This window comes from Herbiconiux sp. 11R-BC (assembly GCF_049472555.1).
In the GTDB taxonomy this organism is placed as follows: domain Bacteria; phylum Actinomycetota; class Actinomycetes; order Actinomycetales; family Microbacteriaceae; genus Herbiconiux.
The window spans coordinates 888,580-911,462 of record NZ_JBCEBO010000001.1; the positions used below are offsets into that span (position 1 = coordinate 888,580).

Genomic DNA, 22,883 nt, shown 5'->3' on the forward strand with positions numbered 1-22,883 from the left:
AGTGCCCCGTGCCCGCACGCGAGGCGGGCTGCCGGAGCCGGGGCGGAGACGCGGCCTCAGTCACGGATCCACGTTCCCTCGCTCGGCACCAGGTTCTCGAGCTCGTCCCAGAGCTCCTCGGGGATGGCGAGCGAGGCGTTCGCCACCGCCTCGTCGAGCTGCGCGGGCGAGACCACCCCGCAGACGGTCGAGTGGATGCGCGGGTCGCGCGTGGAGAACTGCGTCGCGGCCGCGATGAGCGGCACGCCGTGGCGCTCGCAGGCGGCGCCCATGGCGTCGACCGCGGCGAGCAGCTGCTCGGGAGCCGCCGCGTAGTGGTAGCGGTCGGTGGTGCGCGGCCAGGCCGCGAGCATCCCGCCGCCGTAGACGGCGGCGTTGAGCACGCCCAGCCCGGCCTCGCTCGCGCGGGTGAGCAGCCGGTCGGCGGTGCGGTCGACGAGCGTGTAGCGGTTGTGCGTGATGAGCGCGTCGAAGAGCCCGGTGTCGACGAACTGCTCGAGCATGCTCGCGGGGCCGCCCGAGATGCCGATGAACCGGGCGAAGCCCTCGTCGCGCAGCATCCGCAGCGACTCCACCGGGCCGCCCGGCGCCATCGCGGCGTCGAAGCCGATGTGCTCAGGGTCGTGCAGGTAGAGAAGAGGGAGCGAGTCCAGGCCCAGCCGGTCGAGGCTCTCGGCGAGCGAGGCGCGCATCCGGTCGCGGTCGAAGGAGCCCGTCACGGGGTCGCGGTCGAGCTTGGTCTGGATGGTGAAGTCCCGGGGCGGCCCTTCGCCGTCGGCCTCGGCCTGCCGCACCGCGAGGCCGATGCGGCGCTCGCTCTCGCCGTCGCCGTAGTTGTTCGCGGTGTCGAGGATGCTCACGGGGCCGGCGAAGGCGTGCCGGGCGGTGGCCACGGCATCCGCCTCGGGCACCGTCACGCCGTGCACCGGGGAGGAGGTGCCCCAGGCCGCGGTGCCGACGCAGATCGCCGAGACCGGGATGCCGGTGCGGCCGAACGCGCGCACCGGCAGAACGCTGCTGAGGGTCATTCGAACGCGTCTCCGCCGCGGAAGCGGTCGACGAGCACCGCCGCGACCAGGATGATCGCCGTGATGAGGTCGAGGTAGTTCGGGTCGGTGAAGGTGACGTTCAGGATGTTCGTGATTCCGGCCACCACGAGCAGGCCGAGCAGGCCGCCGATGGGGTTGCCGACGCCGCCGCGGGTGATCGAGTAGCCGCCGATCATGAGTGCGGCGTAGATCTGGAACTCGAGCCCCGTGCCGAGCACGTTCGACGCGGAGCCGAGCTGGCCCACGTAGAGGATGCCGCCGACGGCCGCGCCCACCGAGCTCGCCACGAGGGCGATGACGCGCACCTTCGACACCGAGATGCCGGCGCGGGCCGCCGCGCGGTCGTCGCCGCCCACGGCCTGCACCTTGCGGCCGATGCGCGTCTTCGACACGATTCCGGCGGCGACGAGGGTCACGCCGATGCCGATCAGCAGCAGGGTCGGGAACCCGGCGATGGCACCCTGCGTCACGTTGTAGAGCGGTTCGATCAGCGTCGACGGCGGGGCGCTCACCACGACGACCTGCGAGAGACCGCGCAGCAGGGTGAGCATGCCCAGGGTCACGGCGAGCGGCTCGGCGCCGAAGCGCACGATCACGAAGGCGTTGGTGAGGCCCACGACCACGCCGACACCCACGGTGATGAGCGCCACCAGCCAGGCGTTCATGCCGGTGGCCACGAGCTGGTTGAACACCACCGCGCCGAAGCCCACCATCGAGCCGATGGAGAGGTCGACCACGCCGGCGAGCAGGGCGAACGAGGCCATCACGCCCACGATCAGCGGGATGGCGACGCTCACGCCCACGATCTGGATGTTCGAGGGCGAGAAGAACGAGGGCCCCACCCAGATCAGGCCGACCAGCAGTGTCACCACGAGGGTGGCGCTGATGCTGCCCACAGGGCCGCGGAACGAGTTCAGGATGCGCCGGAGCGGCGGGACGACCGGGTCGTCGAACAGAGTGGGTGCGGTGGCGGTCATCGCGCCGTCCTTTTCAGTCGGTAGCCGTCGATGCCGACGGCGATGATCAGCAGGGCGCCCTGGAACACGAGCGCCCAGGCGGGAGCGAGGCCGAAGAAGGCGATGGAGGTGGGGATGGTGGCGAGGAAGCCCACCGAGAGCACCAGCACGAGCAGGTTGCCCTTGCCTCCGGAGAGGCTGATGCCGGCGAGGATGACGGCGCCGATCACGATGAGCTGGAAGCTCGCGCCGGCGGCCGGCGTGAAGCTCGGCGTCACCGCCGAGAACATCACCCCGGCGAGGCCCGCGACCGCGCCGGCTCCGATGAAGCTGGCGAAGCGCATCCGGCGCAGGTCGATGCCGCGCGCCTTGGCGGCGGAGGGGTTGCCGCCGACGGCGATGAGACGGCGGCCCCAGCGGGTGTAGGCGAAGGCGAGGCCGCCGAGCACGATGACGATGAGCATCGGCCAGAAGATGTTCGGCAGGCCGAGGAAGCGGCCGAGCCCGTAGAGGCGCAGGTCACTCGCGGCCGGGATCTGGGCCGACTTGAAGAAGATGAGCATCACCGCGAGACCACCGAAGCCGGTGGCGAGGGTGACGATGATCGGGTTGAGCTTGCCGAACACCACGATGAGGCCGTTCAAGCCGCCCCAGGCCATGCCGGTGACGATGCCGATCGGGATGGCGACGGCGGTGGGCAGCCCGTTGTTGAGGGCGGTCACCGTCGCCCAGGCGCTCAGGATGAGCGACACCGGCAGGCTCAGGTCGAGCAGGCCACCGGAGATCACGATGATCGCCTGCGACACCGCGAGGATGCCCGAGATCGACATCGTGAAGGTCACGGCGAGCAGCGACTGGGTGGAGAGGAAGTCGGGCCGCACGATGGTGGTGGCGATGATGAGCAGGGCCCAGACGCCGGTGATGCTGAGGGCGTCGCGGGCGCTGACGGGGAGCCCCCGCGAGTCCGGGCGGCGCAGCTTGGCGCCGCCCGGGCTCTGGGGCGCGGCCGGATCGGCCGGGGTGATGAGTGATGTGGTCATGTTTCCAGTACCGTTTCGGGCTGATCCGGGCGCGGGATTCAACAGGTGATCAGGAGGGGGTGATCAGTTCTCGAACGATCAGGCCTTGCAGAACAGGTCGTACTCCGTGGTGCCCTTGGGGGCGGCGGCGAGCTGCGACACGCGGTCGTTGATGTTCGGGATGGCCGCGGCCTGCGCTGCGGTGACGGGGCACGGCTTCACGCTGGCGGCCGGGTCGGTTCCGGTGTCCTTCACGGCCGGGGCCTTGCCGGCGGCGATCTCGTCGGCGATCTTGAACGCCTCGGCAGGGTAGCCCTCGAGGAAGTACATGACGCTGCCGGCGAGGTTCGGGTCGACGTTCGGGCCCGTGATCAGGCCGCCGTCCTGGCCCCAGCCCATGATCGAGCCGTCACGGCCGAGCTGCGTGGCGGCCTGGAGGGCGCCGACCACGGCCTGGTCGTTGAGGCCCACGACCAGGATGTTCTTCGCATCCGGGTGGGCGGCGAAGACGCCGGGGGCGTTCGCGAGCGAGGTGGTGAGGTTGCCGTCGGCCTCGTAGGAGACGTAGTTGGCCTCGGGGATGTCGGGGCAGACCTTCTTCACGGCGTCGCGGGCGTTGCCGGTGCGCCAGGTGTTGATCTGCCCGGCGGCGGTGCCCTCGGCGGAGATCACGAGGTCGACCTGGCAGTTCCACTTCGACTTGGCGAGGTTGCCGAGCGCGGTTCCGCCGTCGGTGCCGGCGGCGGCGTTGTCGACGCCCACGAAGTACCAGCCGGGCTGCGCGATGTCGAAGGTGACGACGGGGATGCCCGCGTCGGCGTACTTCTTGGCGATCACCGGGTTGGCGGAGGGCTGGCCGTTGAACATCATGACCATGTCGACACCCTTCTGGATGAAGATGTCGGCGTTCTTGGTGGCCGTGGCCTCGCTGTTGTCGTTCGACAGCTCCACGAAGTTCCAGCCGCGCTGCTCGGCGAGACCCTGGGCGACCTGGCCCTGGAGGTCCTGCCAGTCGGCGTCGGGCTGACCGCCCACGGCGAAGCCGACGGTGAAGGTGCCGTCGGTCGCGCTGTCGGTGCTCGCGCCCGAGGTGCTGCCGACCGTCGAACAGCCGGCCAGCATCAGGCTGGCGGCGGCGACCGCCACCAGGCCGAGGCGGGCGAGGCGCCCGCGGGTGAAGTGCGTCATTGCAGTGTTCTCCTCAGTGAGAATGGGTGGGGATTGCTGGGTGATGGTGGTGGTGGTGTGGGTGCGCGGGTCGTCGGTGAGCCGGGAGACTCAGTGGACGACGGTCGCGCTGTCCTCGGGCGTCGAGACGTCCGCAGGAATGGCGCCGGTGATGAGACCGACGATGCCTTCGGGGGTGATGTCGGCCACATCGCGGGTGGCGATGGTGCGGCCGAGCCGCATGACCGTGACGCGGTCGGCGACCTGCACGAGCTGCTGCATGTTGTGGCTGACCAGGATGACGCTCACGCCGTGGTCGCGCAGGCGGCCGATGAGTTCGAGCACCTGGGCCGACTCGCGCACGCCGAGCGCCGCGGTGGGCTCATCGAGGATGACGATCTGGCGGCCCCAGAGCAGGGCGCGGGCGATGGCGAGGCACTGGCGCTGGCCACCCGACATGCCCTTCACGGAGACGTTGACCGACTGGATGCCGACGCCGAGCTCGCTGAGCACCTCGCGCGAGCGCTTGCGCATCCCGCCGTCGTTCACGACGTTGAGCAGGCGCAGGAAGGGGTTCTTCGAGAGCTCTTCGCGGCCGAGGTAGACGTTCTGCACGGCCGACATGGTGTCGACGAGCGCGAGGTCCTGGTAGACCGTCTCGATGCCGGCCTCGAGAGCATCCGAGGGGCGGCGGAAGTTCACCGGGTTCCCGCCGACGACGATGTCGCCGCCGTCGGGCACGACCGCCCCCGAGAGCACCTTGAGGAACGTGGACTTGCCGGCTCCGTTGTCGCCCACGAGGCCCATGACCTCACCGCGGCGCAGCTGCATGGACGCGTCGGCGAGGGCGACGACGGCGCCGTAGCGGCGGGTGATGTGGCTGGCGCTCAACGCGAACTCGCTCGCGGAGGAAGGGGTGTCTGACATCGGGTCAACCTCGTTGTTGGTGGTCATCTAAAACGTTCTATGTAAAACGTTTCAACACCATAACCTCCGATTTCCGACGATGTCAAGCCGAACTTCTCCGAGGCTTCCCGGCAACATCTCCAGCGCGCGCAATTCAACATCCGTTCACGGCCCGCGCCGAGGGTGGAGGGGCGAACCCTCGCCCGTTTCAGACCCGAAAGGCCTGCCGCCCCATGTCCAGAACCAGATCACTCACCCCCGTGGCGACCGCCCGGCGCCGCTCCGCGCGCGTCGCCGCGGCGCTCACCGTGCTCGCCGTCGCCGCCGGCACGATCGGCGCCGGCGCGCTCACCGCGAGCTCCGCCTCCGCCGCGGAGACGCTGCCGAGCAGCTTCGCCGGCTCCGGCACCAGCTGGAAGTACTCCGACAACAACACCGACCCGGCCGCCGGCAACGCCGACCGCCTGGTCTGGACCACCGGCGCCTTCTCCGACGCCGCCTGGAAGACCGGCGTCGGCCCGTTCGGCGCGAAGAACGGCTCCGCCACACCCAACCTCGGCTCGGCGTTCCCGGTCACGACGGTGCTCACCCAGTACATCGACCCGACCGCCGCCACCAAGGTCGACATCCCCACCTTCCACTTCCGCACGGGGATCGACATCACGGCCGGCCAGCTCAGCCAGGTCGAGAGCCTCACCGGCAGCATCACCTACGACGACGCCGTGCAGATCTTCGTGAACGGCACCAAGGTCGCGGGCTTCGTCGACTCCCGCGTCGAAGCGGTCCCGGATGCGCAGAAGAACCTGACCTACGCGGGCAACAGCGGCGGCGACCCGGTGAGCTCCACGTTCTCCATCCCCGCCTCCGCCCTTCACGCCGGCAGCAACACCCTCGCCGTCGCCCTCTACCAGGACCGCTCGAGCAGCAGCGACGCCTACCTGGTGCTGAAGTCGCTCACGCCCGTCATCGCGGTGCCCGCGAACTACTCCGGCATCACCGCCGTGGCCGGCGCCGACCGCAGCGAGCAGGTCGTCAGCTGGACCACCTCGGCCGACCGCGCCCAGTCGGTGCAGTTCGCCCCCTCGGCCGAGGTCACGGGAGACACCTTCCCGGCGACCGCCGGCCTGATCGCCGCCACCGGCTCGACCACGGGCGGCGTCTTCACCCGCACCGCGACCCTCACCGGCCTCGCGCCGGAGACCGCCTACTCCTATCGGGTGGGCGTCGACGGCAACTGGTCGGCGGTGGGCACCTTCACCACCCCGGCGGCCGACGGGCACACCGAGCAGGTGCAGGTCACCGTTCCGCAGGCGGCACCGGGCGAGTTCGTCTGGAGCATCGACGGAACCAACGGGCTCGTCGACTTCGGCACCGCCGTGCAGACCGGCGACCACTTCGCCGCGACGGGCTCGATGAACCCGGTCCGCGTCACCGACACGCGCCGCGCCGCGCCGGTGTGGTCGATCAGCGCCCAGGTCGGCGACTTCACCTCGGCGTCGACGTCCTTCTCGGGCAAGTACCTCGGCTGGACCCCCGCGGTGGTGGAGGCCGGCGGCGACGCCGTCGCCGGCGCCCCGGTCGCCTCGGGCTTCGACAGCGGTACCGGTCTCACCGCCGCCGCCACGCTCGGCTCCGCCGCCGCCGGCCACGCTGCCGGTTCGGCCAAGCTCGGCGCCGCGCTCGAGCTCAAGCTCCCGGTCGAGGTGAGCGACGGCACCTACCAGGCGACGCTCACGCTGACCGCCCTGAGCTGAGCCGAGCCGCCGGCCCGACGGCGCCGGGGGTGGTGCGGATGTCGCCCGCCCCCGGCGCCGTCATCGCGCGGAGCGCGCTAGGGTGCTCTCCATGACTTCGACAAGGGTGTTGTTCATCGGCGGTACCGGCATCATCTCGGCGGCGGCGAGCGCGCTGGCGATCGAGCGCGGCGTGGAGGTGACGCTCCTCAACCGCGGCTCCTCCAGGCGCGCGCCGCACCCCGGAGCCGAGGTGCTCACCGCCGACATCGCCGACGCGGAGGCCGTGCATGCGGTGCTCGGCTCGCGCGAGTTCGACGTCGTCGCCGATATGGTGGCCTTCACTCCCGAGCAGGTGCAGCGCGACATCGACCGCTTCGAGGGGCGCACCGGGCAGTACGTGTTCATCAGCTCGGCGTCGGCCTACCAGAAGCCGGTCTCCCGCCTGCCGATCACGGAGTCGACGCCGTTGCGCAACCCGTTCTGGCAGTACTCGCGCGACAAGATCGCCTGCGAAGACCTGCTGGTGGAGGCCTACCGCTCCCGCGCGTTCCCGGCCACGATCATCCGGCCCTCACACACCTACGACAAGTGGTCGCTGCCCTTCTTCGGCGGCTGGACCGTGGTCGACCGCATGCGCCGCGGGGCCGAGGTGGTGGTGCACGGCGACGGCACCTCGCTCTGGACGCTGACGCACGCCGACGACTTCGCGCGGGGCTTCGTCGGGCTGCTCGGAAACCCGCTCGCGCTGGGCGACGCGTTCCAGATCACCTCCGACTTCGTCTACACCTGGAACGAGATCTTCGCGATCATGGGGGCGGCGGCGGGCGCGACCCCGCGCATCCGCTACGTCACGAGCGCCGCGATCGAGGCCGCCGCACCGCACACGGCAGGCGAGCACCTCGGCGACCGCGCGCACTCGGTGATCTTCGACAACACGAAGATCCGCGCGCTCGTGCCCGACTTCGCGCCCGTCATCCCGTTCCACACGGCGGCCCGGGAGATGCTCGACCACCACGACGCGCACCCCGAGCTGCAGGTCACCGACCCCGCCTTCGAGGCGCTCTTCGACCGCCTCGTCGCGTCGGCATCCTGAACTCCCAGCCCGTGCATGCCCCACGGGGCATATGGCATCGACCAGTCGCGAATGGCCGCTACCCAAGCGGGATAGCGGCCATTCGCGACTGGTCGATCTGCCCTCAGGCGCCGACGAGGCGCTCGGCGAGGTAGCCCGTCACGCGGTCGAGCGAGACGCGCTCCTGAGCCATCGAGTCGCGCTCGCGCACGGTCACCGCGTTGTCCTCGAGCGAGTCGAAGTCGACGGTGATGCAGAACGGCGTTCCCACCTCGTCCTGACGGCGGTAGCGGCGGCCGATGGCGCCGGCGTCGTCGAAGTCGACGTTCCAGTTCTTGCGCAGGTCGGCGGCCAGCGTGCGGGCCAGCGGCGAGAGGGCCTCGTTGCGCGAGAGCGGCAGCACGGCGGCCTTCACCGGCGCCAGCCGGGGGTCGAGCTTCAGCACGGTGCGCTTGTCGACGCCGCCCTTGGTGTTGGGCGCCTCGTCCTCGTGGAACGCGTCGACCAGGAAGGCCATCAGCGAGCGTGTGAGGCCCGCGGCCGGCTCGATGACGTACGGCGTCCAGCGCTCTCCGGTGGTCTGGTCGAAGTACGACAGGTCGGTTCCGGATGCCTTCGAGTGCGTCGAGAGGTCGTAGTCGGTGCGGTTCGCCACACCCTCGAGCTCGCCGAAGGCCGATCCGGTGAACCCGAACTTGTACTCGATGTCGACGGTGCGCTTGGAGTAGTGCGACAGCTTCTCCTGCGGGTGCTCGAACAGGCGCAGGTTCTCGGGGTCGATGCCGAGGTCGACGTACCACTGGAAGCGCTGGTCGATCCAGTACTGGTGCCACTCTTCGTCTTCGCCGGGCTTGACGAAGAACTCCATCTCCATCTGCTCGAACTCGCGGGTGCGGAAGATGAAGTTTCCGGGCGTGATCTCGTTGCGGAAGCTCTTGCCGATCTGGCCGATGCCGAACGGCGGCTTCTGCCGGCTGGAGTTCAGCACCGCGTTGAAATCGACGAAGATGCCCTGGGCGGTCTCGGGGCGCAGGTACGCCATGCCCGACTCGTCGTCGACGGCGCCGAGGTAGGTCTTCATGAGGCCGGAGAAGTTCTTCGGCTCGGTCCATGAACCGGGCTGGCCGGTGTCGGGGTCGCGGATGTCGGCGAGCCCGTTCACGGGCGGGTGGCCGTGCTTCTCCTCGTACTGCTCGAGCAGGTGGTCGGCGCGGTAGCGCTTGTGGGTGTGCAGCGACTCGACCAGCGGGTCGGTGAAGACCTCGACGTGGCCGGAGGCCTCCCACACCTGGCGGGGCAGGATGACGGCGGAGTCGAGGCCCACGACGTTGTCGCGGCCCTGCACCATGAACTTCCACCACTGGCGCTTGATGTTCTCCTTGAGCTCCACGCCGAGGGGACCGTAGTCCCAGGCCGACCTGGTGCCGCCGTAGATCTCTCCCGTCGGGAAGACGAAGCCGCGGCGCTTGGCCAGGGCGATGACGGAATCAAGACGGGATGCAGGCATGTGAGAGGCTCCGGTATTCTCCGCGCGGCAGGCTGCTCGCGCATGGATCAGCGACAATTCTACTGTGAGCGCGATGGCGCCCACGGAGCGCCGGGGCGCGGTCGGCCGGGGCGGGCCGAACCGCCGCGCATCGGGTAACGTCGACACATGCGGATGCGCGGGAACAGGCGGTTCACGGGATGACACCCGCCACGGTCACCCTCACCTCGCTGCCGCTCGCCGGCATCGGGCTGGCGATCGTGGCCGCCGCGCTGCTCGCCGTGGGCAACGAACTGCAGTCGCGGGGCGTCGCCGCCGTGGCCGCCCGCTCCACCGCGGACTCCGCCCTCGGGGCCAAGCAGTTCACCCGGCTGCTGCGGAACGGAACCTGGCTCCTCGGCAGCGTCGCGTTCGGACTCTCGATCATCGTGCAGCTGGCGAGCCTCACGCTCGCGCCGCTCATCGTGGTGCAGCCGGTGGGCGTCACGGCCCTCGTCTTCGCGGCACTGCTCACGGTCGTCACCACCCGCAAGGCGCCCTCGCGGCGGGTGACGCGGTCGATCCTCATCTGTATCGCCGGCGTCGGCGTGTTCGTCACGGTGGCCGCGCTGGTCGCCCAGCAGCACGCCATCGAGGAGACGCAGCTCATCGCGATCCTCATCGTGCTCGCCGTGGTGCTCGTGGCCCTGGGGGGCGTGTTCCTGTTCTCCCGGCTGCGGCAGTGGCCCATCCCGCCGATGGTCTACGTGCTCGCGGGCGGGCTCCTCACCGGCTTCGTGGCGACGCTCGGCAAGACGGTGATCGGGCGCGTGCAGACGGTTCTGAGCACCGAGTTCATGTTCGACGCGGCAACCGTGCTCACGCTGTTCTGCGTGCTCGGCATCGCCGTGGCCGGCGGGCTCTCCATCTACTTCGTGCAGGTGGCCCACACCGTGGCGCGTCCGGAGGTCGTGGTGGCGGGCCTCACGGTCATCGACCCCGTGGTGGCCGTGGTGCTCGGCATCACCATCCTCGGCGAGGCCGCCGGAGCGCCCCTCTGGGCGGTGCTCGCCTTCGTCGTGGCCGGTGCCGTCGCCGTGAGCGGCGTCTTCCTCCTCAGCGCGGCCCAGGAGAAGGATGCGCGCGAGAAAGCTGTGTCCCTGCCGTAGGGCCCGTGCTGCGCGCGGACCCTACGGTCTGCGCCGGTCCCCACCCGGCGCAGGCGACACGCGCCGTCGCCGTCGCGTCCGCGGCGACGGCGACGCCTTGGGTCGACGATAAGGGCCTGTTACGTCGGCGACCTCAGCCGGTCTTGGATTTCGCGGAGTGAGCCTTCTTCTTTGGGGCCGCACCGGCATCCGCGTCGCCACCGGATGCGCCCCGGCTCTTGTCGACCGAGCGCCGCAGCGCCTCCATCAGGTCGAGCACCTCACCGCCGCCCTCGCTCTCGCCGGGGGTGCGCCCGAAGGTCTCGTCGGTGTCCATCGCGTCGCCCTGGGCGAGCTTCGCCTCGATGAGGGTGCGCAGCTGCTCCTGGTAGTCGTCGGTGAACTTCTCGGGCGCGAAGTCGGAGGCGAACTGGTCGACGAGCGACATCGCCATGTCGAGCTCCTGCGACGACACCCGGGTGGGCTCGTCGAGCGCGGGGAAGGCGGCCTCGCGCACCTCGTCGTCCCAGAGCAGCGACTGCAGCACGAGCACGTCGCCCCGCACCCTCAAGGCGCCGAGCCGGGTCTTCTGCCGCAGCGCGAAGTGCACGATGGCCGTGCGGTCGGTGGTCTCGAGCGTCTTGCGCAGCAGCGCGTAGGCCTTGGGCGAAGCCGAGTCGGGCTCGAGGTAGTAGCTCTTGTCGAGCATGATCGGGTCGATCTGCTCGCTCGGCACGAACTCCACCACCTCGATCTCGCGGCTGCGTTCCTCGGGCAGCGAGGCGAGGTCGTCCTTCGAGAGGATGACCGTGCGCTCCCCGTCGTCGTAGGCCCGTGCGATGTTCGCGTAGTCGATGATCTTGCCGTCGATCTCGCACCGCCGCTGGTACCGGATGCGCCCGCCGTCCGCGTCGTGCACCTGGTGCAGCGAGATGTCGTGGTCCTCGGTGGCGCTGTACACCTTCACGGGCACGTTGACCAGCCCGAAGGTGATGGCGCCCTTCCAGATCGATCTCATGCTCCATTAGACCGCGCGACCGGGCATTTCGGGTAGAGGCGGGCGTTTCGGGTGGAGGATTGTGCCATGGCCCCGAAAGGCAGTGGCGAGCAGACCGTGACGGTCGGCGGTCACCGCCTGCGCATCTCGAACCTCGACAAGGTCATCTACCCCTCGACCGGCACCACGAAGGCGGATGTCTTCCGCTACTACGCCGAGATCGCCCCGTTCCTCATCCCGCACGCCCGCAACCGCCCGGCCACCCGCAAGCGCTGGGTGCACGGCGTCGGCACCCCCGAGTGGCACGCGCCCGTGTTCTTCCAGAAGAACCTCGACGAGGGCACGCCCGACTGGGTGCGCCGGGTGAGCATCCAGCACTCCGACCACGTGAACGTGTACCCGCTCGTCAACGACGCCGCCACTCTCGCCTGGTTCGCGCAGATCGCCGCACTCGAGATCCACGTGCCGCAGTGGCGGGTGGATGCGCACGGTCGCCCCAAACATCCGGATCGCTTCGTGATCGACCTCGACCCGGGCGAGGGCGCCGGCCTCACCGAGTGCGTCGAGGTCGCGAAGCTGGCCAAGCGCATCCTGAACGACATGGGGCTTGAGCCCGTGCCGGTCACGAGCGGCAGCAAGGGCATCCACCTCTACGCGGCGCTCGACGGAAAGCAGAGCTCCGAGCAGGTCTCGGCGGTGGCGCACGAGCTGGCCCGGGCGCTCGAGGCGGACCATCCCTCCCTCGTCGTGAGCGACATGAAGAAGACGAAGCGGCAGGGCAAGGTGCTCGTGGACTGGAGCCAGAACAGCGCCAACAAGACCACGATCTGCCCCTACTCGCTGCGCGGGCGGCTGCGGCCGACCGCGGCGGTGCCGCGCACCTGGGAGGAGCTGGACTCTCCGGAGCTGCGGCAGCTCGAGTTCGACGAGGTGCTCTCGCGCATGGCGACCCGCGCCGACCCGCTCGCCGAGAGCGCCGAGGCGCCCGGGTCGATCGACGCGCCCGGCGGGGTGTGGCACTCCGACCGGGGGCCCGACGAGCAGCCGGATGCGCATCCCGGCCCCGAGGGCGAGCCCGCCGCCGCCGGCCACGACCGCCTGACGGTCTACCGCTCGAAGCGCGACGCCGCGAAGACCCCCGAGCCGGTGCCGGCGGCGACTCCGCGCGACACCGGAGGCCGCTCGTGGGTGGTGCAGGAGCACCACGCCCGGCGGCTGCACTGGGACTTCCGGCTCGAGCACGACGGGGTTCTCGTGTCGTGGGCGCTGCCGAAGGGCGTGCCCGACGACCCCGGGGTGAACCACCTCGCGGTTCAGACCGAGGACCACCCGATGGAGTACGGCTCCTTCGAGGGGAACATTCCCGCCGGGGAATACGGCGCCGGGAAGGTGCTCATCTGGGACTTCGGGGAGTACGAGCTCGAGAAGTGGCGCGACGGCAAGGAGATCATCGTCACCCTCCACGGGCAGCCCTCGGGCGGGCTCGGCGAGCCGCGGCGGGTGGTGCTCATCCACACCGGGAAGGGCGGCGACACGGGTTCGGAGAAGAACTGGCTCATCCACCGCATGCTCCCCGCCGAGCAGAAGCCGGCCTCCGGCGCCCGACCAGTCTCAGATCGACGGAGAAAAGCGGATGCCGCGGACTCAGACTCCGTCGTTCCGGATGATCGGCCAGAAACTCCGTCGTCGAGCACGCTCGCCCGGCGCCCGGGCATCGGCAAGGCCCTCAAGCCGATGCTCGCCACCCTCGCCGCCGAGACCGACATCGACTTCGCGGGCGACGAGGAGAAGGACTTCGCCTTCGAGATGAAGTGGGACGGCATCCGCGCCGTGGTGCGCATCTCCGGCGGCACGGTCACGCTGCACACGCGCAACGGCAACGACGTCACCGCCACCTACCCCGAACTCGTCGAGGCCCTCGCCGCCGCGTTCCCCGAGCGCTCGCTCGTGCTCGACGCGGAGGTGGTGGCGCTCGACAGCCGCGGCCGCCCGAGCTTCGGCCGCCTGCAGCAGCGCATGGGCCTGACGCGCTCGCGCGACGTGGAAGCCGCCCGGGCGAAGACGGCGGTGGAGCTCATGGTCTTCGACCTGCTCGAGCTCGACGGCCGCTCGCTCCTCGGCGAGAGCTACGACGAGCGTCGCCGCCTGCTCGCCGAGACCGTCGCCGAGAGCGAAGGCCCGGTGCACGTTCCGCCGGCCTTCGACGGCGACCTGTGGCACGCGATCGAGGCGAGCCGCCGGCTCGGCCTCGAGGGCGTGATGGCCAAGCGCCACGACAGCAGCTACTCCCCCGGCCGGCGCTCCCGCGCCTGGCTCAAGATCAAGCACCACCTCACCCAGGAGGTGGTGATCGGCGGCTGGCGCCCCGGCAAGGCCCGCCGCGAGCGCCAGGTGGGCTCGTTGCTGATGGGGGTTCCGGATGCCGACGGCCGGCTCCACTACGTCGGCCGCGTCGGCACGGGGTTCAGCGACGCCGAGCTCGACGCCATCACCGCCCGGCTCGCGAGGCTCGAGCGCAAGACCTCGCCCTTCGACGAGGTTCCGGCCCCGGATGCCCGCGACGCCGTCTGGGTCACCCCGCGCCTGGTGGGCGAGGTCGAGTTCGCCGAATGGACCGGCAGCGGCCAGCCGGGCGCCGAGCGGCTCCGCCAGCCCTCCTGGCGCGGCTGGCGCCCCGACAAGCCCGCCGCCGAGGTGCGCCGGGAGAGCTGACCTCCACCGCCGCCCTGCACATCCGTTCACGCCCTAGCCCGGGCGGGATGCGAGTGGTAGCTTCGCCCACAGGACCACCGGCCAGGACTATCGAGGAGGATCTCATGACCGAGAAGAAAGAACGCGGCGAGCGCGACGGCGAATACACCGACGTCGCCGGGGAAGACGTCAACGTTCCCGAGCCCCAATCGGGCGAGTACACCGACAGCGAGATCCCCGAAGACGAGTGACGGACGCGGGTCGTTCCGGCCCGCCGTCCAGCCGGCTGCACCACAGCTGGGAGAACGCCGCACAGACCGCGACAGCGCGCTGTGCGGCGTTTTCCGTGACCGCGACAATCCGCGGGAATAAACGGCGCACGGTTCAACTTGACAGTGCCTTCGCCGGGAGTAGTGTTCTCACTCGTGGTTAATGAAACCCGCTCAGCGAAACGCTGGTTGATCGGCGATCCGCTGCCGAGTGACAAGCTCGAGGGTCAGCTCCTCCCGAAGCGTCTCGCCCTACCCATTTTCGCGAGCGATCCGCTCTCCTCGGTGGCCTACGCCCCGCAGGAGCTGCTCATGATCCTGCTCATCGGCGGGCTCTCCTTCCTCACCTTCGCCCCCTGGGTCGCGGCGGCCGTCGTGCTGCTGCTCGTGGTGGTCGTGGCCTCCTACCGGCAGCTCGTGAAGGCCTACCCCTCCGGCGGCGGCGACTACGAGGTCGCCCACAAGAACCTCGGCGAGAAGGCCGGGCTGGTGGTGGCATCCGCCCTGCTCGTCGACTACGTGCTCACGGTCGCCGTGTCGGTCGCCTCGGGCGTCGACAACATCATCTCCGCCCTGCCGATGCTGAACCCGTGGCGGGTCGAGATCGCGGTCGGCTTCGTCGTCATCCTCATGGCCGTCAACCTGCGCGGGGTGCGCGAGTCGAGCAAGGCCTTCGCGATCCCCACCTATGTGTTCGTGGGCAGCGTCGCCCTCATGGTCGTCATCGGTCTCGTGCGCACCCTGTTCGGCGACGCTCCGGTCTCGGAGTCGGCCGACTTCGGCGTGAAGGCCGAGCAGCTCACGCAGGCGGCGATGATCCTCCTGCTGTTGCGTGCCTTCTCCAGCGGATGCTCCGCCCTGACCGGCGTCGAGGCCATCTCGAACGGGGTCCCCGCGTTCCGCACGCCGAAGATCCAGAACGCCCAGCGCACCCTCGTGCTCATGGGCGGCATCGCCATCTGCCTCTTCGCCGGGCTCACCGCGCTCGCGCTCATCTCGCAGGTGCACTACGCCGAAGACGCCTGCCACCTGATCGGTTTCGCCGACTGCGCCACGACCCCGCAGCGCAGCCTGATGGCGCAGGTGGCGGCATCCGTGTTCGGCAACAACAGCATCATGTTCTTCGTGATCCAGGCGGCCACCGCCGCGGTGCTGCTGCTCGCGGCGAACACGGCGTTCAACGGCTTCCCGCTGCTCGGCTCGGTGCTCGCGAAGGATTCCTACGCTCCCAAGGCGATGCTCACCCGCGGCGACCGGCTGGTGTTCTCGAACGGGATGATCGTGCTCGCGCTGGCCGCGACCGCCATCCTGATCGTCTACCAGGCCAACCTCACCCAGTTGATCCAGCTCTACATCATCGGCGTGTTCGTGTCGTTCACGCTCGGCCAGACCGGCATGGTGAAGCACTGGCTCGGTGTGCTGCGGGAGGGCACCTCCGAGCGCGGCGCCGTCATCCGCTCGCTCGCGATCAACGGCGTCGGGGCGGTGTTCACGGCGGTCGTGCTGATCGTGGTGACGATCACCAAGTTCACCCACGGCGCCTGGCTCGTGTTCGCCATCATGCCGGTGCTGTTCTTCTTGATGATGGGCGTGAACCGCTACTACCGCGACGTCAACAAGGAGGTGGAGGTCGACCCCACGACGACCTTCGGCGCCTCCGGAGACCACGCCATCGTGCTGGTCGGCCGCATGCAGAAGCCGGTGCTGAAGGCCCTCGACTACGCCATCGCGGCGCGGCACGACTCGATCGAGGCGGTGCACCTCTCGATCGAGGAGGAGCAGACCGCGAAGCTCGAGGAGGACTGGCAGCGGATGAACATCGAGGTGCCGCTCAACATCATCGAGTCGCCGTACCGCGACGTGGCCGTGCCGCTCGCGAAGTACATCATGAAGCACCGGGCCGAGCACGGCTCCGAGGTGGTGACGGTCTACACGCCGATCTACATCGTGGGGCACTGGTGGGAGACCATCCTGCACAACCACAAGGCACGGCGCATCCGCAAAAAGCTGATGCTCGTGCACGGCGTGACGATCGCGCTGGTGCCGTGGCTGCTCGACTCCTCCGAGATCCTCTACGGAAAGCGCTCCCGGCCCCTGCCCGGGCAGGAGCGACGCGGCGAGCCCGTGCGGCCGGTGAAGCGCAAGCCGCACGCCGAGGCCGTCGCCGCCCGCGACCGCGCCCGCGGCTGAGTCGCACGGCGGCGCGCCCGCCCGAGGCCGCCGCTTCGGCTGGCCGTGCGCTGAGGGGCGCCAGGGTCCTGCGTGCTAAACTGACGCAAGTTTTCGTAGTTATTCGTCTCATCCGGGCGGCATGTTCCCCCGGCCCGAATCGTGAGGGGGTCTCGCATGGGGCGTGGCCGTCAGAAGGCAAAGCACACGAAGGTCGCGCGCGAGCTGAAGTACTTCAGTCCTGACACGAACTATTCGGCGCTCGAGCGCGAACTCACGGGTCAGTCGGGTGAGCCCGACTACTCGAAGTGGATCGACGACGACGACGAAGACGACACCCTCGAGCCCACCGACGAGCAGAAACGCGCCTAGGTTCCGCACGCTCAGGGTTTGGGCGGCCGGTTACTCCGCAGCGGTCGGGTCGTGCTCCTCGATCCGCTGCGCCTCGACGGGGCGCGCACGCTTGCGGCTGGCGCGATCGAGCGCGATCGCCACGAGCGCACCCAGCCCCACGCAGATGGCCACGATGAACAGGCCGACGAAGCCGATGACCTGCAGCGCGCTGTAGTCGCTCTGCGTGGGAAAGCTGAGCACGAGGATGACGGTGATGACGAGGCCCACCCCGAGCCCGACCATCATGAAGCGGTAGTAGCGCGGCGCGCGACGCACCGTGACGGTGGAGGTCTCGGAGCTGACGACCTCGACGGCCGGCGAAGCTGCGGGCACGGACGACTCGGCCGCCTCTGCTCCCGTGGGCGCGGCGACCGGCGTGGTGTCGAGGTCGGCGGTGGGGTCGGGTTGGTCACTCACCCTTCCATTCTCGCGCACCCGGCTGGACGTCCCGTGCGGATGCGGGAGGAGAGGCCGCGCCGTCGCGGCACGCACCCCCGGCCGGCGCCGGGCGGCTACAGCGCGACCGGCACGTAGCCCGTGAGGTCGGCGCGCTGACCCGAGGCGTGGATGCGCGCCGTCGCGATGCCGTCGGCCCACGTCAACGTGCCGGTGGCGAGCTCGAGCCAGCTGCGCGCATCCATCTCCACGACGTTCGGCGGGGTTCCGCGGGTGTGGCCGGGGCCCTCGATGCACTGCACGGCACCGAAGGGCGGCACCCGCACCTCGACGGAGTTGCCGACAGCCGCATCCGCGAGCACCTGCAGCAGGTAGCGCACGGCCGTGGCGCGGGTGTCGCGGCTCGCGGTCTCGAAGTCGCCCGTCGCGACCGCGACCGCCGCAGCCCCCTCGGCCTCGGAGATTCGTGCCTTGCCCATGCCTCCACGCTACCCCGGCGCCCCGGTCTCGCGGATCGAGCCGGGCCGGGGGCGAACGCCTAGGCTAGGAGGGTGAAAATCCTGGTCCTCGGTTCGGGCGCGCGCGAGCACGCCATCATCACCGCTCTGCTCCGCGACGACGCCGGGCACGAGATCATCGCCGCTCCCGGGAACGCCGGCATCGCCGCCGACGTGCCGACCGTGCAGCTCGACGCGGAGAGCCCCCACGAGGTGGCGGAGTACGCGATCGCCGAAGACGTGCAGTTCGTGATCGTGGGCCCGGAGGCCCCCCTCGTGGCCGGCGTGGCCGACGCCCTGCGCACCCGCGGCATCCCGGTGTTCGGCCCCGGCAAGGAGGCCGCGGCGCTCGAGGGCAGCAAGGCCTTCGCGAAGCGAATCATGGATGCGGCGGGCGTGCCCACCGGCCGCGCCCGCAACGCCGGCACCCTCGCCGAGGCCGAGGCCGTGCTGGCCGAGTTCGGCGCCCCCTACGTGGTGAAGGCCGACGGGCTCGCCGCCGGCAAGGGCGTGCTCGTGACCACCGATCTCGACGCGGCCACCGCGCACGCCCGGCACTGGCTCGAGCACGGCGAGGTGCTGATCGAGGAGTTCCTCGACGGCCAGGAGATCTCGCTCTTCCTCGTGAGCGACGGCCACGACGTGGCGCCGCTCTCCCCCGCGCAGGACTACAAGCGCCTGCTCGACGGCGACGAGGGCCCCAACACCGGCGGAATGGGCGCCTACTCCCCGCTGCCCTGGCTCGACGAGCAGTTCGGCAGCGAGAAGGCCTTCGTCGATGAGGTGATCGACACCGTGGCGCTGCCCACCGTGCGGCAGCTCGCCGCCGAGGGCACCCCGTTCATCGGACTGCTCTACTGCGGCCTCATCCTCACGCCGAAAGGGCTGCGGGTGATCGAGTTCAACGCACGCTTCGGCGACCCCGAGACCCAGGTGGTGCTGCCGCGCCTCGAGAGCCCGCTCGGCGCCCTGCTGTTCGCCGCGGCCACCGGCACGCTCGGCGACCACGCCCGGCCGTCGTTCCGCGACGAGGTCGCCGTCACCGTGGTGCTCGCGAGCGAGAACTACCCCGGCTCCCCCGTCACCGGCCGCATCATCACGGGCCTCGAGAACGCCGTCGGCGCCGAGGGCGTGAGCGTGATGCACGCCGCCACCGATCGCGACGGCGACGACATCCGTGCCACCGGCGGCCGCGTGCTGAGCGTGGTGGCGACGGCTCCCGACTTCGCGACCGCGCGCGACCGGGTCTACGGGGTGCTCGAGGGCATCCACCTCGAGGGAGCGCAGTACCGCAGCGACATCGCCGCCCGGGTCGTGCCGGGCGGTGGGCAGGCCTCGACCCCGGTGCCCGGCTGGCGGCACCTCTACAGCGGCAAGGTCCGCGAGCTCTACGTGCCCGCCGAGGCGGCCGACGGGGCTCCGGATGCAGCGACCCCGGATGCGCGACCCGCCGCCCTGCTCGTGGTGGCCAGCGACCGCGTGAGCGCGTTCGACCACGTGCTCGAGCCGGGCATCCCAGGCAAGGGCGAACTCCTCACCACGCTCAGCCGCTGGTGGTTCCACCAGCTGGCGGAGGTGCCGAACCACCTCGTCGAGGAGGGCGAGGAGGGTGATGCCGGCGACGTGGGCGCATCCGTTCCCCCGGTGCCTGCCGCGATCGCCGGTCGCTCGATGGTCGTGAAGTCGCTCGAGATGTTCCCGATCGAGTGCGTGGTGCGCGGCTACCTCTCGGGGAGCGGCTGGAAGGAGTACCAGGTCTCGCAGAGCGTGTGCGGCGTGCCGCTGCCCGCGGGGCTCGCCGACGGCGACCGTCTGCCCGAGCCGATCTACACCCCGGCCTACAAGGCGCCGATGGGCGAGCACGACGAGAACATCAGCTTCGAGAAGACCGTGGAGCTCGTGGGTCCCGAGGTGGCGGAGGCCTTGCGCGAGCTGTCGCTCGCGGTCTACCGGCGGGCGGCGGCGATCGCCGAGGCGCGCGGGGTGATTCTGGCCGACACGAAGTTCGAGTTCGGACGCGACCCGGAGACGGGCGAGATCACGCTGGCCGACGAGGTGCTCACCAGCGACTCGAGCCGCTACTGGGATGCCGCCGGCTACGACTCCGGCGACCGCACGGCGAGCTTCGACAAGCAGATCGTGCGCAACTGGCTCGCGGCGAACTGGGACGGCGAGGGCGTTCCGCCCACCCTCCCGCCCGAGATCGTCGAGCAGACGGTGCTGCGCTACCGCGAACTGCTCGAGCGGCTCACGGGCACCCGCGCGTAACATCTCGTGCACAACTATTGTGCACACATTCTGTGCATGAGAAGATCGGGTCATGACAGCCCACCGCACCCGCCACGACGACTACGTCGGTATCGAACTCGATGAACGCGCCGTGCGGGTGCTCGCCCACCCGCTGCGGTCGCGCATCCTCGGCCGGCTGCGGCTGCACGGCCCCGCGACCTCGACCGAGCTCGCCACGGCACTGAGCACCAATACCGGCGCGACAAGCTACCACCTCCGGGCCCTCGAGGGTGTCGGCCTCGTCGCCGACACCGGCGAGGGTGTCGGCAAGCGCCGGCTCTGGCGGGCCAGTACCGACTTCCACTCGTGGACGAACTCGGCTTTCGCCGGCGATGAGGACGCCCGCACCGCACTCGGCTGGTTGCAGCGCGACTACGTGCGGCAGTTCGCCTCCCGTGCGGAGCACTGGCTCGATACGCAGGAATCGTGGCCGGCGGAATGGATCGACGCCGTGGGGCTGAGCGACACCATCCTGGTGATGACGCCCGAGCAAGCCGTTGCCCTGAAAGAGGAGCTCGACGCCGTGTTCAGCCGATTCCGCACTCTGGGCGCAGGCGACCCCCGCGCGCGGCGGGTGCAGGTCGCGGTGCATTCGAGTCCGATCGACGGGGAAGCGCCGCCGGTGTCGCCGGGCTCGAGAGGGAAGGCCGAGGGCGCGGACGCAGACACCTCGGCGGAGCACTGAACACCCGTCGCCCCGAACCGCTGAGCGCCCGCGCGGCCGAACGACGCCTGCTCCTGCTCACCGGCACTCGGTGGTTGCCGGTCGGGCTCGTCTTCGGCCTGACGGTGCTGCTGCCGATGGAACGGGGCCTCCCGCTCGCGCAGGTCGGGGTGCTGCTCTCCCTGCAGGGATTCGTGGTGCTCGCCCTCGAGCTACCCACGGGTGGCATCGCGGATGCCTGGGGTCGGCGCCCCCTGCTGGTCGCCTCGGGCGTGTTGGCGGTCGCATCCGCCGCACTCATGGTGCTCGCCGATTCGTTCTGGGTGTTCGCACTCGCACTCATTCTTCAAGGCGTCTTCCGCGCCTTGGATTCCGGCCCGTTGGAGGCCTGGTTCGTGGATGCGGCACAGGGGGCGGATGGCGAGGCTCCCGTCGCGCGAGGTCTCTCTCGGGCCGCCACCGTGTTGGGTATGGCGATCGCCGTGGGGGCGCTCGCCGGCGGCGCGCTCGTGGCGTGGCATCCGATCGCCGGATCGTCGGCGCTCGTGCTGCCGTTCGTGGTGTCGGTCGGGCTGTACATGCTGCACACCGTGCTGGTCGCGGCTCTCGTGCGGGAGACGCGCCGGCGCCCTCCACGGTTATCGCGGGAGGAGAGGCGATCGCTGGGCCGAGCGAGCTCGTCGGGCAGGCCACGGGCACCCCGGCTGAACGTGGGCGGGCTCGGCTCTGTCGTCGCGGACGGGTTTCGTCTGCTGCTCGGCTCACCGGCGTTGCGCGGTCTCGTGCTGGTGGAGGTGTTCTGGAGTCTCGCGATGATCGCCTTCGAGACGCTGACCCCGGTGCAGCTCGCGGAACAGCTCGGGAGTGACAGCGCGGCGGGCGCTCTCTTCGGGCCGGCTTCCGCTGCCGCGTGGGCGCTGTTCGCCGGCGGCGCCGCGTTGGCCGGTCTCGCGAGCCGTCGAGTCGGTGTGGTGTGGTGCGCCATCGGCGCGCGCATCCTGAATGGGATGTTCGTCGTGGCGATGGGCTTCGCCGCAGGACCCGTCGGCCTGGTGGCCGCATATTGGCTCGCGTACGTGACGCACGGTGCTGCGGGACCGATGCACAGCACCCTGCTGCACCGGCAGGCTTCGGCCGGCAACCGCACGGTCGTGCTCTCGATGAACTCGATGGTCGCCGGCGGTGCGTACAGTCTGGGGCTGCTCGCGCTGACGCCGCTCGCGGAGCTCGCGAGTACGGGCTTCGCGATGGCGGTTGCGGGGGCGGTGAGCATCGCGGGGGCCCTGTTCTACCTCCCGGCTCTACGGCAGGAGCGGCGGGCGCGGGCGTCTTCGTCTTCGCTATTCGAAGAGTTGCTCTAGGTAGTCACGGAGGCAGGCCACGACGTCGACCCGATCCGGAGCGAGGAGCCATTGAAGCTGAATGCCGTCCCAGAGAGCGATGAGCGATGCCGCGGCGCGGTCGGGGTCGACTCCGGCGCGGAGCAGTCCTTGCGCCTGGAGCTCGCGCAGTTCGGCGGCGTAGCGCGTGCGCAGATTCTCGAAACGGTCGACGAAATAGGGGTGCGCGGGGTGCCCGGCCGTCGCCGACTCACCGCAGAGCACGGTGTAGAGCTCGATGACTCCGGGGATCGACTTGTTCGCTTCGGCTCTCGCGAGGATGCCGTCTACGAGACCGGACGACATCGCGGAGTTCGACGCATCCCCCCACCGCGCCTCCACGCGCCCCGCCGACACCGCATCGCGCCGGTGCAGCACCTCGAGCAGGAGTTCGCTCTTGCTCGGGAAGTAGTAGAGAAGCCCGGTCTGGCTCATGCCGACACGGTCGGCGATCTCCTGGAACGAGCCCGCGTGATAGCCGCGCTCGGCGAAGACCTCGTGCGCCGCCTCGACGATCGCTTGGCGCCGCTCGGCCGACTTCGCGCCGGGCCCACGCCGGCCCGCCGGTTTCGGGCTGCGCTCCGCCTCGGTACTCACGTGGTTTCCCGCATGGCCGTCAGA

20 protein-coding genes are annotated in these 22,883 nt (G+C 70.3%); 10 read left to right on the forward strand and 10 right to left on the reverse strand.

The annotated features are described in order from the left end of the window. Positions 1-56: 56 nt before the first annotated feature. From VD659_RS03955 to VD659_RS03975, 5 genes are all read right to left on the reverse strand, one after another. Positions 57-1,028: an aldo/keto reductase gene (locus VD659_RS03955; RefSeq protein ID WP_423259820.1), complete on the reverse strand. Its 972-nt coding sequence runs from the start codon at positions 1,026-1,028 to the stop codon at positions 57-59. After that, positions 1,025-2,026: an ABC transporter permease gene (locus tag VD659_RS03960; protein WP_423259821.1), complete on the reverse strand. Its 1,002-nt coding sequence runs from the start codon at positions 2,024-2,026 to the stop codon at positions 1,025-1,027. Before VD659_RS03960 ends, VD659_RS03955 begins: the two co-directional genes overlap by 4 nt. After that, a complete protein-coding gene (locus VD659_RS03965; RefSeq protein WP_423259822.1) occupies positions 2,023-3,045 on the reverse strand; it encodes an ABC transporter permease in 1,023 nt (340 codons plus the stop codon). The genes VD659_RS03960 and VD659_RS03965 overlap by 4 nt, the downstream gene beginning before the upstream one ends. 78 nt (positions 3,046-3,123) lie before the next feature. Then, positions 3,124-4,212: a sugar ABC transporter substrate-binding protein gene (locus VD659_RS03970; RefSeq protein WP_423259823.1), complete on the reverse strand. Its 1,089-nt coding sequence runs from the start codon at positions 4,210-4,212 to the stop codon at positions 3,124-3,126. 90 nt (positions 4,213-4,302) lie between these two features. Beyond that, a complete protein-coding gene (locus tag VD659_RS03975) occupies positions 4,303-5,118 on the reverse strand; it encodes an ATP-binding cassette domain-containing protein (RefSeq protein WP_423259824.1) in 816 nt (271 codons plus the stop codon). Positions 5,119-5,330: 212 nt separating this feature from the next. Between VD659_RS03975 and VD659_RS03980 the strand changes: the two genes are divergently transcribed. Together VD659_RS03980 and VD659_RS03985 are read left to right on the forward strand one after the other, a co-directional pair. Then, complete coding sequence (locus tag VD659_RS03980) at positions 5,331-6,851, forward strand: fibronectin type III domain-containing protein (RefSeq protein WP_423259825.1); 1,521 nt, start codon at positions 5,331-5,333, stop codon at positions 6,849-6,851. A gap of 91 nt (positions 6,852-6,942) precedes the next feature. Beyond that, a complete protein-coding gene (locus tag VD659_RS03985; RefSeq protein ID WP_423259826.1) occupies positions 6,943-7,926 on the forward strand; it encodes an NAD-dependent epimerase/dehydratase family protein in 984 nt (327 codons plus the stop codon). Positions 7,927-8,029: 103 nt separating this feature from the next. On the opposite strand, the gene VD659_RS03990 is transcribed toward VD659_RS03985, so the two are convergent. Then, a complete protein-coding gene (locus tag VD659_RS03990) occupies positions 8,030-9,412 on the reverse strand; it encodes a glycine--tRNA ligase (RefSeq protein WP_423259827.1) in 1,383 nt (460 codons plus the stop codon). A gap of 179 nt (positions 9,413-9,591) precedes the next feature. Between VD659_RS03990 and VD659_RS03995 the strand changes: the two genes are divergently transcribed. Next, on the forward strand, positions 9,592-10,539 hold the full coding sequence (locus tag VD659_RS03995) for a multidrug DMT transporter permease (RefSeq protein ID WP_423259828.1): 948 nt from the start codon (positions 9,592-9,594) through the stop codon (positions 10,537-10,539). A 133-nt stretch (positions 10,540-10,672) separates the two neighbouring features. On the opposite strand, the gene VD659_RS04000 is transcribed toward VD659_RS03995, so the two are convergent. Beyond that, positions 10,673-11,536, reverse strand: a complete 864-nt coding sequence (locus VD659_RS04000; RefSeq protein WP_423259829.1) for a Ku protein — start codon at positions 11,534-11,536, stop codon at positions 10,673-10,675. 66 nt (positions 11,537-11,602) lie between these two features. Between VD659_RS04000 and VD659_RS04005 the strand changes: the two genes are divergently transcribed. The 4 genes from VD659_RS04005 (at position 11,603) to VD659_RS04020 (ending at position 17,016) form a co-directional block, all read left to right on the forward strand. Next, the gene (locus tag VD659_RS04005) at positions 11,603-14,227 is read left to right on the forward strand and encodes an ATP-dependent DNA ligase (RefSeq protein WP_423259830.1); all 2,625 of its coding nucleotides are present in this window, start codon (positions 11,603-11,605) and stop codon (positions 14,225-14,227) included. Positions 14,228-14,331: 104 nt separating this feature from the next. Then, a complete protein-coding gene (locus VD659_RS04010) occupies positions 14,332-14,457 on the forward strand; it encodes a hypothetical protein (protein WP_423259831.1) in 126 nt (41 codons plus the stop codon). A 174-nt stretch (positions 14,458-14,631) separates the two neighbouring features. Further along, positions 14,632-16,665 carry an APC family permease gene (locus VD659_RS04015; protein WP_423259832.1) on the forward strand — a complete coding sequence of 678 codons (2,034 nt, stop codon included), beginning with the start codon at positions 14,632-14,634 and terminating at the stop codon, positions 16,663-16,665. A 156-nt stretch (positions 16,666-16,821) separates the two neighbouring features. Beyond that, on the forward strand, positions 16,822-17,016 hold the full coding sequence (locus tag VD659_RS04020) for a DUF3073 domain-containing protein (protein WP_137836591.1): 195 nt from the start codon (positions 16,822-16,824) through the stop codon (positions 17,014-17,016). A 30-nt stretch (positions 17,017-17,046) separates the two neighbouring features. Here VD659_RS04020 and VD659_RS04025 read toward each other — a convergent pair whose 3' ends face one another. Together VD659_RS04025 and VD659_RS04030 are read right to left on the reverse strand one after the other, a co-directional pair. Further along, complete coding sequence (locus tag VD659_RS04025) at positions 17,047-17,454, reverse strand: hypothetical protein (RefSeq protein ID WP_423259833.1); 408 nt, start codon at positions 17,452-17,454, stop codon at positions 17,047-17,049. A gap of 95 nt (positions 17,455-17,549) precedes the next feature. Continuing rightward, positions 17,550-17,912 carry a sterol carrier family protein gene (locus tag VD659_RS04030; RefSeq protein ID WP_423259834.1) on the reverse strand — a complete coding sequence of 121 codons (363 nt, stop codon included), beginning with the start codon at positions 17,910-17,912 and terminating at the stop codon, positions 17,550-17,552. Positions 17,913-17,984: 72 nt separating this feature from the next. On the opposite strand from VD659_RS04030, the gene purD reads away from it, so the two are divergent. The 3 genes from purD to VD659_RS04045 all read left to right on the forward strand — a co-directional run bounded on the left by purD (position 17,985) and on the right by VD659_RS04045 (position 22,244). Continuing rightward, positions 17,985-20,198, forward strand: a complete 2,214-nt coding sequence (gene purD, locus VD659_RS04035; protein WP_423259835.1) for a phosphoribosylamine--glycine ligase — start codon at positions 17,985-17,987, stop codon at positions 20,196-20,198. Between the two features lie 52 nt (positions 20,199-20,250). Further along, a complete protein-coding gene (locus VD659_RS04040) occupies positions 20,251-20,904 on the forward strand; it encodes an ArsR/SmtB family transcription factor (protein WP_423259836.1) in 654 nt (217 codons plus the stop codon). A 74-nt stretch (positions 20,905-20,978) separates the two neighbouring features. Beyond that, on the forward strand, positions 20,979-22,244 hold the full coding sequence (locus tag VD659_RS04045; protein ID WP_423259837.1) for an MFS transporter: 1,266 nt from the start codon (positions 20,979-20,981) through the stop codon (positions 22,242-22,244). Here the strand turns inward: VD659_RS04045 and VD659_RS04050 are convergent. Next, positions 22,224-22,859: a TetR/AcrR family transcriptional regulator gene (locus VD659_RS04050; RefSeq protein WP_423259838.1), complete on the reverse strand. Its 636-nt coding sequence runs from the start codon at positions 22,857-22,859 to the stop codon at positions 22,224-22,226. The two genes, VD659_RS04045 and VD659_RS04050, sit on opposite strands and share 21 nt — an antisense overlap. Positions 22,860-22,883: the final 24 nt, after the last annotated feature.